Origin of the sequence: Desulfonatronovibrio hydrogenovorans DSM 9292, from assembly GCF_000686525.1 — a bacterium.
Lineage (GTDB): Bacteria > Desulfobacterota > Desulfovibrionia > Desulfovibrionales > Desulfonatronovibrionaceae > Desulfonatronovibrio > Desulfonatronovibrio hydrogenovorans.
On record NZ_JMKT01000016.1, the window covers coordinates 31,924 to 47,106 of the forward strand.

15 protein-coding genes are annotated in these 15,183 nt (G+C 47.5%); 6 read left to right on the forward strand and 9 right to left on the reverse strand.

Annotated elements, in window-relative coordinates; translation table 11 throughout:
• Nucleotides 1–36: 36 nt before the first annotated feature.
• A complete protein-coding gene (gene cls / locus P771_RS0113065; protein WP_028575484.1) occupies nucleotides 37–1,467 on the reverse strand; it encodes a cardiolipin synthase in 1,431 nt (476 codons plus the stop codon).
• A gap of 441 nt (nucleotides 1,468–1,908) precedes the next feature.
• Between cls and P771_RS0113070 the strand changes: the two genes are divergently transcribed.
• The 5 genes from P771_RS0113070 to P771_RS0113090 all read left to right on the forward strand — a co-directional run bounded on the left by P771_RS0113070 (nucleotide 1,909) and on the right by P771_RS0113090 (nucleotide 5,814).
• Nucleotides 1,909–2,637 carry a DUF4198 domain-containing protein gene (locus P771_RS0113070; protein WP_028575485.1) on the forward strand — a complete coding sequence of 243 codons (729 nt, stop codon included), beginning with the start codon at nucleotides 1,909–1,911 and terminating at the stop codon, nucleotides 2,635–2,637.
• A gap of 73 nt (nucleotides 2,638–2,710) precedes the next feature.
• Entirely contained in the window at nucleotides 2,711–3,025 is a 315-nt protein-coding gene (locus P771_RS0113075; protein WP_035244616.1) for a hypothetical protein, read from the forward strand.
• Nucleotides 3,025–3,903, forward strand: coding sequence for an ABC transporter ATP-binding protein (locus tag P771_RS0113080; RefSeq protein WP_035244619.1), 879 nt, complete (start codon nucleotides 3,025–3,027; stop codon nucleotides 3,901–3,903). Before P771_RS0113075 ends, P771_RS0113080 begins: the two co-directional genes overlap by 1 nt.
• Nucleotide 3,904: 1 nt before the next feature.
• A complete protein-coding gene (locus P771_RS0113085; RefSeq protein WP_028575488.1) occupies nucleotides 3,905–4,573 on the forward strand; it encodes a hypothetical protein in 669 nt (222 codons plus the stop codon).
• Nucleotides 4,573–5,814: a DUF4857 domain-containing protein gene (locus P771_RS0113090; protein WP_028575489.1), complete on the forward strand. Its 1,242-nt coding sequence runs from the start codon at nucleotides 4,573–4,575 to the stop codon at nucleotides 5,812–5,814. Before P771_RS0113085 ends, P771_RS0113090 begins: the two co-directional genes overlap by 1 nt.
• Before the next feature lie 132 nt (nucleotides 5,815–5,946).
• On the opposite strand, the gene P771_RS0113095 is transcribed toward P771_RS0113090, so the two are convergent.
• The 4 genes from P771_RS0113095 to P771_RS0113110 form a co-directional block, all read right to left on the reverse strand.
• On the reverse strand, nucleotides 5,947–6,387 hold the full coding sequence (locus P771_RS0113095; RefSeq protein ID WP_028575490.1) for an arsenate reductase ArsC: 441 nt from the start codon (nucleotides 6,385–6,387) through the stop codon (nucleotides 5,947–5,949).
• A gap of 32 nt (nucleotides 6,388–6,419) precedes the next feature.
• The gene (pstA, locus tag P771_RS0113100) at nucleotides 6,420–7,244 is read right to left on the reverse strand and encodes a phosphate ABC transporter permease PstA (RefSeq protein ID WP_051617356.1); all 825 of its coding nucleotides are present in this window, start codon (nucleotides 7,242–7,244) and stop codon (nucleotides 6,420–6,422) included.
• A gap of 147 nt (nucleotides 7,245–7,391) precedes the next feature.
• Nucleotides 7,392–8,285, reverse strand: a complete 894-nt coding sequence (gene pstC / locus P771_RS0113105; RefSeq protein ID WP_028575492.1) for a phosphate ABC transporter permease subunit PstC — start codon at nucleotides 8,283–8,285, stop codon at nucleotides 7,392–7,394.
• A 111-nt stretch (nucleotides 8,286–8,396) separates the two neighbouring features.
• Entirely contained in the window at nucleotides 8,397–9,212 is an 816-nt protein-coding gene (locus P771_RS0113110; protein WP_028575493.1) for a PstS family phosphate ABC transporter substrate-binding protein, read from the reverse strand.
• Between the two features lie 538 nt (nucleotides 9,213–9,750).
• Between P771_RS0113110 and pstB the strand changes: the two genes are divergently transcribed.
• Nucleotides 9,751–10,521 carry a phosphate ABC transporter ATP-binding protein PstB gene (gene pstB / locus P771_RS0113115; protein ID WP_279614518.1) on the forward strand — a complete coding sequence of 257 codons (771 nt, stop codon included), beginning with the start codon at nucleotides 9,751–9,753 and terminating at the stop codon, nucleotides 10,519–10,521.
• Between the two features lie 171 nt (nucleotides 10,522–10,692).
• Here pstB and phoU read toward each other — a convergent pair whose 3' ends face one another.
• The 4 genes from phoU to epsC all read right to left on the reverse strand — a co-directional run bounded on the left by phoU (nucleotide 10,693) and on the right by epsC (nucleotide 15,156).
• Entirely contained in the window at nucleotides 10,693–11,361 is a 669-nt protein-coding gene (gene phoU, locus P771_RS0113125; protein ID WP_028575495.1) for a phosphate signaling complex protein PhoU, read from the reverse strand.
• Nucleotides 11,362–11,397: 36 nt separating this feature from the next.
• Complete coding sequence (locus P771_RS0113130) at nucleotides 11,398–13,173, reverse strand: sensor histidine kinase (RefSeq protein ID WP_161635982.1); 1,776 nt, start codon at nucleotides 13,171–13,173, stop codon at nucleotides 11,398–11,400.
• 203 nt (nucleotides 13,174–13,376) lie between these two features.
• Nucleotides 13,377–14,066 (reverse strand): response regulator transcription factor, encoded by a 690-nt coding sequence (locus P771_RS0113145; RefSeq protein WP_028575497.1) that lies wholly within the window; start codon nucleotides 14,064–14,066, stop codon nucleotides 13,377–13,379.
• Between the two features lie 169 nt (nucleotides 14,067–14,235).
• Nucleotides 14,236–15,156 (reverse strand): serine O-acetyltransferase EpsC, encoded by a 921-nt coding sequence (gene epsC / locus P771_RS0113150; RefSeq protein ID WP_028575498.1) that lies wholly within the window; start codon nucleotides 15,154–15,156, stop codon nucleotides 14,236–14,238.
• Nucleotides 15,157–15,183: the final 27 nt, after the last annotated feature.

The following is a 15,183-nucleotide window of genomic DNA, read 5'->3' on the forward strand; positions in this document are numbered from 1 at the left end:
TCAGTTTGCAAGGTAAATCCTCCAGGATATCCTTGATCAGAGCAACGGGCTGAAAATCTTGACCACACCTTCGGTCACCCTTTTAGGCAGAGGTCTCTTAAACCATGCATCGGCCCTGACCAGGGAGGAATGGCCCTTGTAACAGTTCTGGAGCATGCTCAGGTTGTAAATGAATTCAGGTTCAAACAGGATAAGGACCAGTTCCATGTTCAGGTAAAATGAACGGATGTCAAAATTGGCCGAACCCACTATGGCCATATCATCGTCAACTGTCATGATTTTTGTATGGAGCATACCCTGGTTGAACAGGTAAACATTGCATCCGTTTTTCAGGGCCACTCCGCAATAGTAGGCAGTAGCCTGGTCCACAAGGAGATGGTCACTGCGGTCCGGGACAATTATATCAACATCCACCCCCCGGGCGGTGGCCAGCCTGAGGGCGGTAATCAAACCTTCATTGGGAATGAAATAGGGTGAGGTTATTGATATTTTTCGCCGGGCCGACTGAATGGACTGGATGAGGATGTCCTGAAAGCCTTCAGTCGGCTGGTCTGGTCCGGTGGGAACGACCTGGATGGTTGCCTTGCCCTCTTTGCGGGCATTCGGATAAAGATCTGGAAAATCAAGAACTTCATCAGTCTCGTAGTACCAGTCCTCCACAAATACGGTCTGAAGTTGCCTGACTGTGGGCCCTTTGATCCTGACCATTACATCATGCCACTGCCCTGCCTTTTTATGCCCGAATTCTGATTCTACAATGTTCTGGGAGCCAGTATAACCGATTTGACCATCGATCACAGCCAGTTTCCGGTGATTCCTGATGTCCAGGCGAGAAAGCCTGAGCCTTAAAGGGTTGGCAGGAAGAGCAGGATATACCTCAACTCCTTTTCGGCTCATCCAGCTGCCCAGCTCTGAAAACATGCCCCGCGACCCTACGGCATCAGCAAGAACCCTGCATTGAACCCCTTTTTGGGCAGCCTCAACCAGTGCTCCGGCAACCTGCCTTCCTGTGTCGTCATTTCTAAAGATATAAAACAAAAGGTGGACATGGTTCCTGGCCTCTTTGATATCTGTCATCAGCGAGGATATAAAATCATCGGTATCTGCAATAAGGCCGACTTTGTTGCTGCCTAGAAGAGGCAGTCCCCCGTGGGCCTCAGCCAAGCTAACCAGGACCTGGTAGTCACGGTTGACCTGACATCCCTGATAACTGGGACACTCAAGATATTCGGAATTGACCAGATGAAAATTGCGGTGCTCTTTGAGCCTTCGAAAAACCCTGGGCCTGCTCAACCCATGTTCACCAACCAGCAGATAAAGGACAAGCCCCAGCCAGGGGGAAAGAAAAATTACTGCCACCCAGGCCAGACAGGTGGTGGGGTCATCCTTGCGCATGCCTATGACAGGGATCATGCATATCCGGATTATCCATCCGCCCACTATCCAGAACATTGAATCGAAAATCATTGTTTCTCCGAGCTGATTTGGAGCATTTGCCTCTGGAATTATTAAGGTGATTATTTATTCTTGAGAATATCCTTGGCACTTGATGAACTAATTGGTTTCAAGGCTGGAAACAAGGAGATTTTCACCCTTTGCCAAATTCTGTCACCTGAACCATGCCACTAGGTAACATGTGGTTGAAATATAGAAATAATTTCACTTAGGATGAGATCATAGCAAAATGCCTGGTTCAACCTGATAATCATGACTTATGGATTGATGATGGAATGGCCTAGGTCCATCCAGGTTCGCCCTTTGACCTTGATAATTTATATCAAAATCATTGACTGCAAGCTTGAATATGTTTATAATTCCTATCGTGTTGGTATGGATTCGGATTTGCCGCTAGAAAGAAATGATTCCCGAAAGCAATTACGGTCGATTAATAATCAGAAGGAGTTGTTGATGAAAAAATTTATCACTGTATTGGGGGCAATGCTAGGCATGATATTTATCTCGCTTTCATCGTCCCTAGCTCACTGCATATGGACTGAAGTACCTTTCAAAGTTGAGCCGGGACAAGAGTTTACCGTAAGTGCTTATTATGCCCACCCCGACTATCCTCTTGAAGAAAGAGACAAGACCAGTCTAAGTCTGGTGGTACTTAAGCCGGGGGAGGAAATGCAGGAGATCGTTCTTTTTGAAAATCCCTACCATTATGATAATGAAGTCAGCCTGAACAGTCCAGGGCAACATTTTTTTGTGCTGGAGCGCAGCCCCAACCGCTACAGGCTGTCCGAAATAAGGGATTTCGGAAAAAGCATGACCTGGGTCGGAGAAGCCGGCTCCCTAGTTCATGATCCTGTAGGAATTCCTCTGGAAATTATTACGGTCAAGGTCAATGAGCTTGCCAACGGCCATAAAGAATTGACTGTACAGGTACTTTTTAAAGGCAGCCCTGTCTCAGGAGGTGCAATAGAGGTCTTCCAGTCCCTGGAGAACGATTCAATCCTTTATGATGAGATCGCCGAATATGATGTGCCAAAAGGCGGCAAGGTGACTTTTACCATTGATCCTTCCCGCAAATATGTTCTTGAGACAGACCACCGGGTCCCAGCCAGGGAAATAGCTGGGACTGGTTTTGCCATTACCGAGGTCAGGTTCCGCTCTACATTGTTTATTGGAGCAATGTAGATCACCTTGAGGCAGGATATCCCATCCATAAAACAAAATTTTTTCTGAATTAAACATTTTCTTGGAGGATAAAATGAAATTAAGTGCATTTGTTCTTGCTGGTTGCCTCATATTTGCTGTGCCAGCTGTTCAGGCCCACAAGCCTCTGGTCTCCTGCTTTGACAATGGGGACAACACTATCACCTGCCAGGGAGGTTTTTCAGATGGTTCTTCGGCCGCCGGGGTGATGATGCAGATCAAGGCCAGGGACGGAAGAGTATTGCAAAGAGGCCTGATGAATGACAACTCTGAGTTCACGTTTACCAAGCCAAGGGATGAATTTGTCGTACTTTTCGATGCAGGACCAGAACACAGGCTTAGAGTCCCTGGAAACAGGATCGCTCAATAATGAACGCAATTGAGGTTCATAATCTCAGCCACCAATACAACTGCAAGACAGTATACAGGGATCTAACCTTTTCAGTACCTCAAGGGTCCATATGTGGGCTGCTCGGAAAAAACGGCCAGGGCAAAACAACCCTGGTCAATATCCTTATGGGGTTTTTAAAGCCCAGTGCAGGCAGATGTCTGGTCCTGGGGGAAAACTCTCACAGCTTGTCGCCAGATGTACGCAAGCGTATCGGCCTTCTTCATGAAGGGCATCAAGCATACGAGTTCATGACCATCGCTCAGACTGAAAAATTCTTCCGAGGGTTTTACCCTGACTGGAATCCTGACATCTTTTATTCTCTGATCAAAAAAATGGGACTTTCCCAAAAGCACAAAGTTGGCAATATGTCCTGCGGCCAACGCTCTCAGGTGGTGCTTGGAGTAATCATGGCCCAAAATCCGGACCTGTTGATTCTTGACGACTACTCCATGGGCCTTGATGCCGGATACAGAAGGCTCTTTCTTGACGTGCTTCACGATTTTGCGGCCCTAGAGGGCAAGACCATATTCGTGACCAGTCATATTGTTCAGGATCTTGAACAGCTGGTGGACACCATTTTTTTTCTGGACCAGGGCAGGATAACCAGGGCTGGGCTTAAGGAATTTCTCACTTCCTTTAAAAAATACGTCTTTCATTCGAATTCAAGTACAGCCCCTCATGAAGATGAAGTCATCAAGGGAGTTGAGCGAAGAGGGGACCGGTTTACTGTTTATTCATTCCGCAACCAGGATACTGTCACTGAGCATCTGTCCAGGCAAGGGGTGAAGGTCAGGGAACTGTATAGAGCTGACATGACCCTGGAAGACGGGTTCATCGGACTGATGGGGAAGTACTGACATGATTTCATCAATCCTGCTCAAGGAATGGCTTAAATTGAAATATTTTTTTACCGGAGTTCTGGTGCTTAACATTGGCGTCTGCCTGAAAATCTATTTCGATATCCGGGGGTTGATCCAGTCTGAGCACCCTGAAATGATCTGGTATGAGGCTATTCACCTGCACAATATTTTTTTCAAGGATATCATGTTTTTTCCCCTGGTAACAGGACTGGTCCTGGCCGCAGCCCAGCTTGTACCAGAAATCAGCCGGCGCAGAATGCGCATATCCCTGCATTTGCCCCTGCATCGTGATTTACTGATGTTGTTAAGCGTTGCTGCTGGCCTCTTTTTTTTCTTGATTGTGGCGGGCGTATCAACGTTGCTCATCTATTTCACCATGCGGACCTGGTTTCCTTGTGAAGTTTCATTGACCGTCTTTACGACTATGGGACCGTGGATTCTGGCTGGAATTCTGGGATATCTGGGAATTACCGCTGTTCTCCTGGAGCCTTTTAAAATCAGAAAGACATTTCTGGCAGCAGTGTTCAGTGTGATTATATCTGTTCTGTACATGGGAATCGGTTATGGCTGGCTATCTCCGGCCATGCCATACCTTATATGGCTCTTGCCCCTGTTTCTTTTAAGTGTTTTTGAATCAGGCCAGAGATTCCAGCAAAGGGGGACCTGATGACTGGCAAAATTTCCCGTTTGTCCTTACTTATCCTGGCCGTTATGGCTATGAGTTATATTTTACCTGCAGCCTTTGACAAAGTAGTGGACAGAAAAGCCGAAGAACCTCTGCTTTTTTTCAGTCCAGTACTCAAAAAGTTCGTTTATCAGAAATCTTTGGGTGGTCATCGGTTCATATACACTGATGAGGACGGCGTACTTTATGACCGTCAGGAGTTTGAAGCCCTCCTTCCTTTTCTATATCATAGAAATCTGGAAATACATGGCATGCTGCCTTTGGTCATTGATGGCCAAAGCTTTGATCTTGAAGAGATCAGGGCAGGAAGACAGGCTGTTGAGATTAGGTCCCGCCAGATCAGAATCAATCGTCAGCAGATTGATCTTTTTCCGCTTTTTAATAACGATCCCGCTGTTCCAATGATACCTTTTCCTGAAGACGTCTTCAGGATTACTCATAATGGCATGGAGTTCAAAAATGCTGATTACAACAGGATTGATCGGGAACTCTCTGAGGTTTTCACTCATGTCCTCGAGGAAAAAAGGTTTGTATATCCCGCTACAGTCATCAGTGGCAATCCCACCAATCTCAAGCCTTTTGATGAAGGATACTTTATCCGGGATGATTCAGGGCAAGTTTTTCATGTCAAGCGGGCCATGAACCAGCCGGTCGTAGTCAAGACAGGCATAGACCCAGGACTGGATATCCTTGATATGATCATTTCTGAAAACAGGCGGATGGAATTTTATGGGATTGTGTTCACCACCCAAGGTGAAATCTTTCTGATTTCCTATGACGATTACCGTCTGATCCAGATTCCCGTTAACCACTTTGAACCCCCAAGAATGGACTTCAAGCTCCTGATCAACCCACTCTACCGGACGGCCATCATCAGCAGCAACAAAGGAATATATGGCCTGGCCATGGACAGTGAGTACCGAGCTGTTCATGATTTTTTTCTTGAACGGACTGCTGGAGAAGTTGGGCTTGCTGACAGGGTCCGTGATTTTTTCCTGCCTTATCAGATAACCCTGACCAGTGATCATCAGAGCCAGGCAAAACCTGGCCTTGAAGCCGGAGGGCCATGGTCTTTGGCTGGTGTGTTTGCTGCCATGGCCATTTTCATAATCTTTAGCAGAAAATGCCGCAAAGTAGCAGTCAGCAAAATTGATCTCATCGTGGTATTCCTAAGTGGGTTCTATGGCCTGCTGGCCGTCTGCTTTATGAGAAGCGAGTCCTGATTATTTTAAAACAGCTCCTTAAGCAGAGTGGGACATTGATTAGAAGCCAAATAACGGTTCCATGGCCACAAAGAATGCCGGCCCCCTGAAGAGGACCGGCATTCTTAATGAGCTCCAGATTGTCTTAAACTATCAGTGCACAGGACAGCCTTGCTTCTTAAGCCATTCCCGGATTTTTTCATCGATCCTGTCCCGGACTTCCCTGAATTTAGCCAATCTTTCCTCATCGCTTCCTTCACCAGCGGCCGGGTCTTCAAAGTCCCAGAACAGGTGCTTGTTGGCGCTCATCAAAAAAGCCCTGGGACAGTTCTGCTCTGCATGTGAGCAAACTGTTATAAAGTGGCTGATGTTGACCTGGGCCAGGTATTCGCTGACACTTTTGGAACGATGATCTTCAAGGCTGATCCCGGCTTCTTCCAGAACTATTCTGGTTAAGGGATGGATTCCCTTGGGATCAAGACCGGCGCTGTGAGCTTCAAACCTGTCGCAGGCATATTTTTTGAGAATTGCCTCGGCCATCTGGCTGCGGGCTGAGTTGCCGGTGCATAGAAAAAGTACCTTCTGTTTAGTCATGATGCATCCTTTTGTCTTCAACTGATGACTTACTAAAGTTTTTTCTGGAGCTTATTACGAATAATGATGGCCACCAGGTTAAGCCCAAGGACCAGCATCATAAGCACTAGGGCTGTTCCGTACTGAAGAGGCCTGGTCTGTGCGATATTCGTACCAGCCGTAGCCAGGACATAGATATGGTAAGGCATGGCCATGACTTCATCAAAGATGGATGTTGGCAGCTTGGCTGTGGAAAAAACTGCTGCAGTAAACATGATGGGAGCGGTTTCCCCTGCAGCCCTGCTCATGCCAAGGATCAGCCCGGTAAGCATGCTGGGAAGGGCCGCAGGCAGTACAACCTTGTAAATTGTCTGCCATTTGGTCCCCCCCAGGGCCAGAGAAGCTTCCCTGTATGTCTGGGGAATGGCCCGCAGGGCCTCTTCTGCCGAACCAATAATGAGCGGCAGAATAAAGGCGGCCAGGGTCAGTGAGCCGGCCAGCAGGCTGACCCCCATCTTCAGCCAGATAACAAAGAATGCCAGTCCGAAAAGACCGTAGACCACTGAAGGAACCCCGGCCAGATTGATGATCCCCATCCGGATAATCCTGGTCCAGCGTCCCTGGGTAGCATACTCATTAAGATATATGGCCGTGCCTACCCCAATGGGAAAAGCCACCAGTATGGCTCCCAAGCTTAAATAAACCGTACCTATTATGCAGGGCAGTATGCCCCCTGCAGTCATTGAATCCCTGGGCATCTCAGTCAGAAACGACCAGTTGACTGCCCCTATCCCGTTTACCACTATAAACAGCAGAAAAACACCCAGGGCTCCAACATTTATATACACAGCCAGCCTGAAAATCGAAAAGGCCACCATCTGACTGCGCTTTCTTTTTCCATTGAGCCTATCTTTTCCCAACACAACTTCCTCTTTTGTTGTCGTTTGTTCTTCTTGTTGTTCTGGACAAATCAAATATTATTTCTGGAATGGACCGTTCTCCTGGAATTGAGTCCAAAACCATCCCTACAGGCTTGCTGCGCCCACCTGCTTGTGCTTCTGGGCCAGGTAGCCGGCCAGCAGATTAAACATGAAGGTGAACACAAAAAGCACAAGACCAATGGCAAACAGGGCATGGTAGTGATCGCTCCTGAACGGAGCATTGCCCATTTCTGCGGCAATGTTGGCCGGCATGGGCCGCACTGGATCAAATATTGATTCCGGGATCATGGCTGCCCCCCCTGCCACCATCAAAACCACCATGGTTTCGCCAATGGCCCTGGCAATACCCAGGATAACCGCTGTAGAAATGCCGGTCATGGATGCTGGAAAGATCACCCGGTAAATGGTTTCCCAATGGGTTGCGCCCAGAGCCATGGACCCTTCTTTCATGTGCCTTGGTACACTGTAAATAGCGTCTTCTGATATACTGGTAATGGTCGGCACGGCCATAAAGGCCAGCATGACCGAAGCATTGAGCACATTAAGCCCGGTTGCGATATTAAAATGCTGCTGAAGAAAGGGAGCAACAACAACCATTCCAAAAAAACCTATGACAACTGTTGGCAGACCCTCAATAAGCTCAACAATGGGCTTAATCACACCCCTGACCTTGGGATGAGCTATTTCAGCAAGGTAAAAAGCACTGCCAATCCCAAGGGGTATGGCAATAAGTGAGGAAAGGGCTACAACACTGAGCGAGCCGATTATCAGAGGAAATATTCCGTAGTCAGGCGGAAAATAGGTTGGATACCAGTCACTGCCAAATATAAAATCCTTGACCGAAACCACGTTGAAAATCGGCAGCCCTTCCATAATCAAAAAAAGCAGAATCAAAGCCAGAACTATGATTCCGCTTGCTCCGATCAGCAAAAAGAAAATGTGAATAAGATACTCTCGAGCTCGACTATTTAATCCCATACTTCACCACTGGATAACAACTGTTTGAGTTTTGAATTCAGTTTTTTCTGCATAAAGAGGAAAAGCGGGGTCCCCAAAAGACCCCGCTCAGATGAAGCAAAATGCTGGAATCTAGTACAAAGGTACGTAGCCTGCCTTTTTGACCAGGGGCTGTCCCTTCTCAGGATGCAGCATGTAGTTCATGAATTTGAGAGTTTCACCCTGAGGCCAGTTGTCGGTGAACAGCCAAAGGGTCCTGGATACCGGGAAAGCACCTGAAGCGGCATTTTCATAAGTGGGAGCAACCCCATCAAGGGTTATGGGCTTCAAATTGTCAGTGAGGTATCCGATTCCCACATATCCGATGGCGTTCTGGTTTCCGGTTACTGCCTGGACTATGGCTCCATTGGAAGGCAGAAGCTGGGTCCTGGGGCTTACTCTGTCACCCTTCAGGACAACGTCAACCCAGACACCGTAAGTACCAGAGGAAGAATCCCTGGAAATGGAAACAATAGGCCTGTCCTGCCCGCCGACCTGGCTCCAGTTGGTGATACTGCCGTTGTAGATTCCTCTGAGCTGCTCACCAGTGAGTTCGCCAACCGGATTATTGGGATGAACCACTGGAATAATGGCGTCCAAGGCAATGGCAAAGGGGACAACATAGATACCGTTGTCAAAAGCGTTTTTCACTTCATTGTCCCTGATCCAGCGGGAAGACATGCCGATATCAGTCATGCCGTCAATGACAGCCTTGATTCCGTTTCCAGACCCGGTCCCGGCAATGGAAATATTGATGCCTGGATTGTCCTTCATATAGGCTTCAGCCACTTCCTGAGCAATGGGCAGCACTGTAGTGGAACCATTAATACTCAGCTGCTTGGCCAGGGCCGGAACCGCACTCAGACATACACCAAGCAAAAAAATAACCAGAATCAGTCCTCTTTTCATAAAATCCTCCGTTTTGATCTCCATTAAGGTTTTGTTCTCATGAATTTGCATAGGTGCTTTTTTATCCATAAATTGCGACAGATATATGTCTCCACTGTTATAAAACAGTTACAAAGGCTTCAAATGTATATTTCGAATAATTACATATAGATAGAATGGAAAAGCAAGAGAATTGACCTGCACTGGCCATTTTGTTTTCCCAGTTTGTTACATTTTGTATCTTCATTGATCCTGACCTAAACTGGCAAAGTGATGAACCCGAAGTAAGATCCATTTAATTCGAATGTTTGTGTCAAAAATCATATCCTTCACATATCACACAACCCTGGAACCATCTTCTCTGAAAAGACATTTCATCGTCATCTATCTGTAACATTATGTTTGTAATCAAATTGTTCTGAACTACCAGTATGACCCTCTGGGCCAACTGGCTAACCAATAACAATTTTTGGAGTGGATAATGTTTGCAACAGCTTCAGGACCGCCATCAGCCCCAGCCGGCATGCTCTTTCATGATAGCGACAAGCAGTTCCAGAAAATGGATCTGGACAAGGAAGAGATCTGTCTGGAGGTTGAGAACCTTGATCTTTTTTATGGTCAGGAAAAGGCTCTAAAAGCTATCAACTTGAAAATTCCCACCAAAAGAGTCACAGCCTTTATCGGGCCCAGTGGCTGCGGCAAGTCGACCTTGCTTAGATGTTTCAACCGGCTCAACGATCTCATTGATATCTGCCGGGTGGATGGAAAAATTCTCATGTATGGGAAGGACATATACGAATCATCTGTTGATGTGGCTGAACTGCGCAGAAGGATTGGGATGGTCTTTCAAAAACCGAACCCATTTCCCAAGTCCATATTTGAAAACATCGCCTATGGCCTGAGACTGCAGGGAGTCAGAAACAAGAAAACTCTGACTGAAGTTGTGGAAAAATCTCTCAGAGGGGCAGCTTTGTGGGACGAGGTCAAGGATCGGCTGGACAAAAGCGCTCTTGGCCTGTCCGGCGGACAGCAGCAGAGGCTGGTCATTGCCAGGGCCATTGCTATTGAGCCTGAGGTCATTCTTCTGGATGAACCCTGCTCAGCCCTTGATCCTATTTCCACGGCCAAAATCGAAGAGCTGATTCACAAGCTCAAAGACAAATACACCATAATCATTGTTACCCACAACATGCAACAGGCAGCCAGGGTTTCGGATTACACCGCCTACATGTACCTTGGCGAACTCATTGAATTCAGGGATACCATTACTCTGTTCACCAATCCGGAACAGAAAAGCACTGAGGATTACATTACTGGAAGATATGGTTGATCCAGGGGACAAGCACTGGACATTAAGAAAATCAAAAAAGGGATTCCGGTTAAACCGGAATCCCTTTTTTGTGTTCTTTTGGATGGTTATTGCCTGATTTCATGCAGATGGAACTGGAAAAAACCAAAGATACGTGCTTCAGAGACTAATGTCCCTGGAAAAACATGCTCTCTAGACCCGGTCGTCAAACTGACAGGTATGCTTGAGGCTGGTCCCTTTGACAATGAACATGGTAGTCTCAGCGATATTGGTGGCCATATCCGCAATCCGCTCAAACCTGCGGGCCACATTGATACTCTGGACGCAGGGCTCAATGGTCTGACTCTGCTCGGACATATGTTTGATGATGTCCTTAAGAACAGCTGAGTTGAGCTCATCCACCTCAAAATCCATCCTGCAGACATCCACTGCCTTGTCCACATCCGGAGAGGAAAAGGCTATAATGGCCTCCTGAAGCATGTCATAGCTTTTCTGGCCCATGAGCAGAATCTTGTCGTAGAACTCCATGGGTGGATTAAGGCTCAGGAAAATTGTTGCATCGGCAATATTGGCCGACTCGTCCCCAATCCTTTCCAAATCCACGCTCATGCGCATGCAGCCCAGGATGAAGCGCAGATCCCTGGCCACAGGCTGCTCCAAAGCCAGGAGCCTCATGCACAGGTCATAGACCTGGACCTCAAGTTCGTTGATCTTCTTGTCATTGTCCACCACTTCCTGAGCCAGGTCAGCGTTCATCCTGGAGAAGGCATTGACCGTCTTGCTCAGGGCCTGCTCGGTCTGAACCACCATCTGCATGACCTTCATGTTCAGCCTGTCCAATTCCTGTATTAAGTGAGACATGGTATACTCCTGATTAATTAATAATGTTGTTCTGGCTTATATTGCTTTTGGAAGAGAGAACCAAATGACACAGCCGTCTTTTCTTCCGGAAACAGGGCTTTCAACCCAGATTTCTCCACCCATGTTCCGGATGATATTCCTGCAGATGGCCAGACCAAGACCGGTTCCTTTAACTTTACCCTTGAATTTTTTGACCCGGTAGAACCTTTCAAACACCCTCTGCTGCTCATCTCTTGGTATGCCTGGGCCATTATCCATGACACCAATGTGAACTTTATCTTTGCTGGTCCTGCAGACAACCCTTATCTGTCCGTCATCAGGTACAAACTTTATGCTGTTTTCAATAAGGTTCTGAAAAACATGCCCCAGGTATTCCGGCTCTCCCATTACTCTGGCGCATTCATCATCCAGATCAGTTATAAAACTGACACTTTTGTCCTGGATGTAATGCCTGCAGTTGGTCCACGACTTTTCCACCACCGGCTTGATGGCAATACTTTTAACCACGATCTTTTCCGGTTCGGATTCAATCTTGGAAAGCTGCAGGATATCATCCAGGAGCCTGATCATGTTGTTGGTGTTCTTGATAATCACCCCCAAAAACTCGTTTCCCTTTTTCTCCAGGATATCTCTGTTCTCCAGCAAGGTCTCGGTATAACCCTTAATGGAGGTCAGAGGAGTACGCAGTTCATGGGAGGCATTGGCAACAAAGTCCTTGCGAATGTTTTCCAGTCGCTTGATATTGGTTATATCGTGAAAAACCAGGATAGCCCCAATCATTTTGCGATCTTCGGGTGAAACTATATTCACGTCATAGTGTCTGCCCTTGAACTCTATTTCCAGGCTCTGGGTCCTGACTTCATGGCTGCTTAAGACCTGGTTGCAGCACTCCTGCAGCTGACTGTTATGAAACATCTCAATGGGCCGCTTGCCGAAGTAATGATTGTAGTGGCTGAAAGTATCTTTGAAGGCCTGGTTAAAGCTCATGATCCGTCCTGTATTGTCCAGGGCGGCCAGGGAATCATTCAGGCCGTTCAGAATGGTCTGCAATTCCATTTTCTGGAGGGAAACCACTTCGATATTACTTTCAATACTTCTGGCCATTTCATTGATGGCCTCCACCAAAGGATCAAACTCCCGACCCGGAGAGCTGGTTATCCTTTTCTGATAATCCCCCCTGCCAATGGCCTGGGCCAGGCTGATCATAGGCTGAAACTTGGTCGTAAGCTTTCTGACCAGCAGAAAAACAAGCAGCCCGCTGAAAACAAGGGACAACAGAACCATCTGCCATAGTCCGGTGCTGACCCGCTCAAAAAAGGAATCCATGGTAGCATATGGGGTGGCCATTCGCAGCACCACTTCACCCACCGGTTCCAGATCAACTTTCCGGGCATAGTAAATAAGATGCCGATCCACAGTGGAGCTGTGCCTGACACTGTATCCATCCCCATGACTCAGGGCGTTGACAAATTCTTCTCTTGCCCTGTGGCTCTCTATCCGGCCGACCTGGTCAAAGGGGACCATTGAATCAGCCAGAACTACACCTTCCAGATTAATGATGCTGATCCTGTCCTGGCCGGTTTCACCGATTTCCTTGATGACTTCATCCAGCAGGGACAGATTCTCAGATTCATTGTTGGACAACGACCACACAAGTATGGACATCCTGTCTGAAACGCTTTTGATTGTCTCCTTTTTGACCTCCTCCTCCACTGTGTTCATGAAGTAATAGGACGGAATGGCCAGGGCTATGACCAGTACAACCCAAAAAGAGATGATGAGTTTAATTTTCAGGGAATATCTATTTTTCATTTTCATAAACAACCTGGATAACAGCCTGATGAAAAACCCCAGCTTGCCCGGCCCCAGAAAAACGCGCTTCCATACAGCCGAAGCTTTTGGGCATATGCTCCAAGGAATATGGAACTCTTTTTCAGCTACCTGGCTGCCGGCAGCTGGAGTCCACCTTGGCTGTGGTCAAGAGTACCCACCTCAGCCTGTCATGCTGAACCCAATTAATCAGGATTGAATTTATACCCCAGGCCTCTGGAAGTGACAATTATATCGGCATATCTGCCCAGTTTGACCCGAAGTCTTCTGATGTGGGTATCAACAGTCCTGGCATAGCCGTCAAACTCATATCCCCAGACATGATTCAAAAGATATTCCCTGGACAGAACCTTGCCCTGGTTCTGAATGAATTCAGCCAGAAGCTTGAGTTCAGTTGCTGTAAGATTGATGTTTTTCCCGTCAAGCCTGAACTGCATGGCAGCAAAATCAAATTCCAGACCTTCATGCTTCCAGATCTGTTTGGTGTTTGCTTCACCATCACCCTCCCGTCTGATGATGGCCTTGATCCTCAGCATAAGCTCCCTGACACTGAAAGGCTTGACCACATAGTCGTCAGCACCCAGTTCAAAGCCGACGATCCTGTCGACTTCCTCTCCTTTGGCCGTCACCATGATCACTTTGATGTGCTTCAGCTTGGCACTGCTTTTCAATCTCCGGCAGACCTCCAGTCCGTCCATGTGCGGAAGCATCAGATCCAGCAAAATAACCTCCGGCATTTCCTCCTGGGCAATGCGCAGGCCGTCATAGCCGTTATCCGTAACCAGGACCCTGTATCCGGCTGATTCCAGATTCATAAGCAGCAGATTCTGGATATCCTCTTCATCTTCAATTACCAGCACTTTACTTTTCTTCATCCAACCGCCCCTGAAGGCTTTGCAACCCGGTTTTTTGAATAATGTTACAAAATATGAATACCCTATCTTGGTACACTGAACATGTTACGATCCGGTCACATCGCCTTAAAATTATTGTTACAGCAGTAAACTATTCCCAAACTAGCTGGGTCCGCCAGAGCCCATAAGTCTAACCGGATCTTCCGGAGTCAGTTCTTGTCAGCTCCTGGACAAGCATGGTTCCGGCGGGAACACTTTGGGTCAGCCAGACATTCCCGCCGATCACCGACCCCTGACCAATGGTCACCCGGCCCAGTATAGTGGCTCCAGAATAGATAATCACTTTGTCTTCCACAATCGGATGCCTGGGCATTCCCTTGACCAGCCTGCCGGACTCGTCCTTGGGAAAACTCTTAGCCCCCAGGGTCACTCCCTGATACAACCTGACATTATTACCGATGATGCAGGTCTCCCCGATAACCGTACCTGTCCCATGATCTATGAAGAAGTCTGACCCGATTTCCGCTCCCGGATGAATATCAATACCTGTTTTGGAATGGGCCATCTCTGAAATAATCCTGGGTATGAGGTCTACTCCCAAGTGATAAAGCTCATGGGCAACCCGGTAATGAATCAGGGCCAGGATGCTGGGATAGCAGAAAATGATTTCCCCCAGACTTTTAGCTGCCGGATCCCCTTCATAGGCCGCCTTCACGTCCCTGGCCAGAAAAGACCTGATCCTGGGCAGAACAGAAATAAATTCGCCAGCCAGGTTCATGGCCATATCATCACAGTCTTCACATGAGTCCTGACCGTTCAGATGACACAAAAAACAGTAGCCCCGCCGGATCTGGTCACCCAGCATCTTGTAGACCCGGTCAATCCCCGAACCAAGATAATAGGGCATGGCTGCCGGAGATATTTCAGAATTGCCAAAATATCCTGGAAACAAAACCGACTTGAGGACATCCATGATCTCGGACAGGGCCTGGATTGACGGCATGGGCTGGCCATGTTCTGGACTGTAATAAACCTCTCGGTAAGAGTCAGGATTACCAAGTTCACTGATAACCTGATCCATGATTTGCTGTCTTTTGCTCTCCTGGACCATATTCTTTTTTCTCGAATCTAAAAATTT

Coding starts and splice junctions, on each gene's coding strand:
- cls (WP_028575484.1), bottom strand. CDS start 1,467: ATGATTTTCGATTCAATGTTCTGGATAGTGGGCGGATGGATAATCCGG.
- P771_RS0113070 (WP_028575485.1), top strand. CDS start 1,909: ATGAAAAAATTTATCACTGTATTGGGGGCAATGCTAGGCATGATATTT.
- P771_RS0113075 (WP_035244616.1), top strand. CDS start 2,711: ATGAAATTAAGTGCATTTGTTCTTGCTGGTTGCCTCATATTTGCTGTG.
- P771_RS0113080 (WP_035244619.1), top strand. CDS start 3,025: ATGAACGCAATTGAGGTTCATAATCTCAGCCACCAATACAACTGCAAG.
- P771_RS0113085 (WP_028575488.1), top strand. CDS start 3,905: ATGATTTCATCAATCCTGCTCAAGGAATGGCTTAAATTGAAATATTTT.
- P771_RS0113090 (WP_028575489.1), top strand. CDS start 4,573: ATGACTGGCAAAATTTCCCGTTTGTCCTTACTTATCCTGGCCGTTATG.
- P771_RS0113095 (WP_028575490.1), bottom strand. CDS start 6,387: ATGACTAAACAGAAGGTACTTTTTCTATGCACCGGCAACTCAGCCCGC.
- pstA (WP_051617356.1), bottom strand. CDS start 7,244: ATGGTGGCCTTTTCGATTTTCAGGCTGGCTGTGTATATAAATGTTGGA.
- pstC (WP_028575492.1), bottom strand. CDS start 8,285: ATGGGATTAAATAGTCGAGCTCGAGAGTATCTTATTCACATTTTCTTT.
- P771_RS0113110 (WP_028575493.1), bottom strand. CDS start 9,212: ATGAAAAGAGGACTGATTCTGGTTATTTTTTTGCTTGGTGTATGTCTG.
- pstB (WP_279614518.1), top strand. CDS start 9,751: ATGGATCTGGACAAGGAAGAGATCTGTCTGGAGGTTGAGAACCTTGAT.
- phoU (WP_028575495.1), bottom strand. CDS start 11,361: ATGTCTCACTTAATACAGGAATTGGACAGGCTGAACATGAAGGTCATG.
- P771_RS0113130 (WP_161635982.1), bottom strand. CDS start 13,173: ATGAAAAATAGATATTCCCTGAAAATTAAACTCATCATCTCTTTTTGG.
- P771_RS0113145 (WP_028575497.1), bottom strand. CDS start 14,066: ATGAAGAAAAGTAAAGTGCTGGTAATTGAAGATGAAGAGGATATCCAG.
- epsC (WP_028575498.1), bottom strand. CDS start 15,156: ATGGTCCAGGAGAGCAAAAGACAGCAAATCATGGATCAGGTTATCAGT.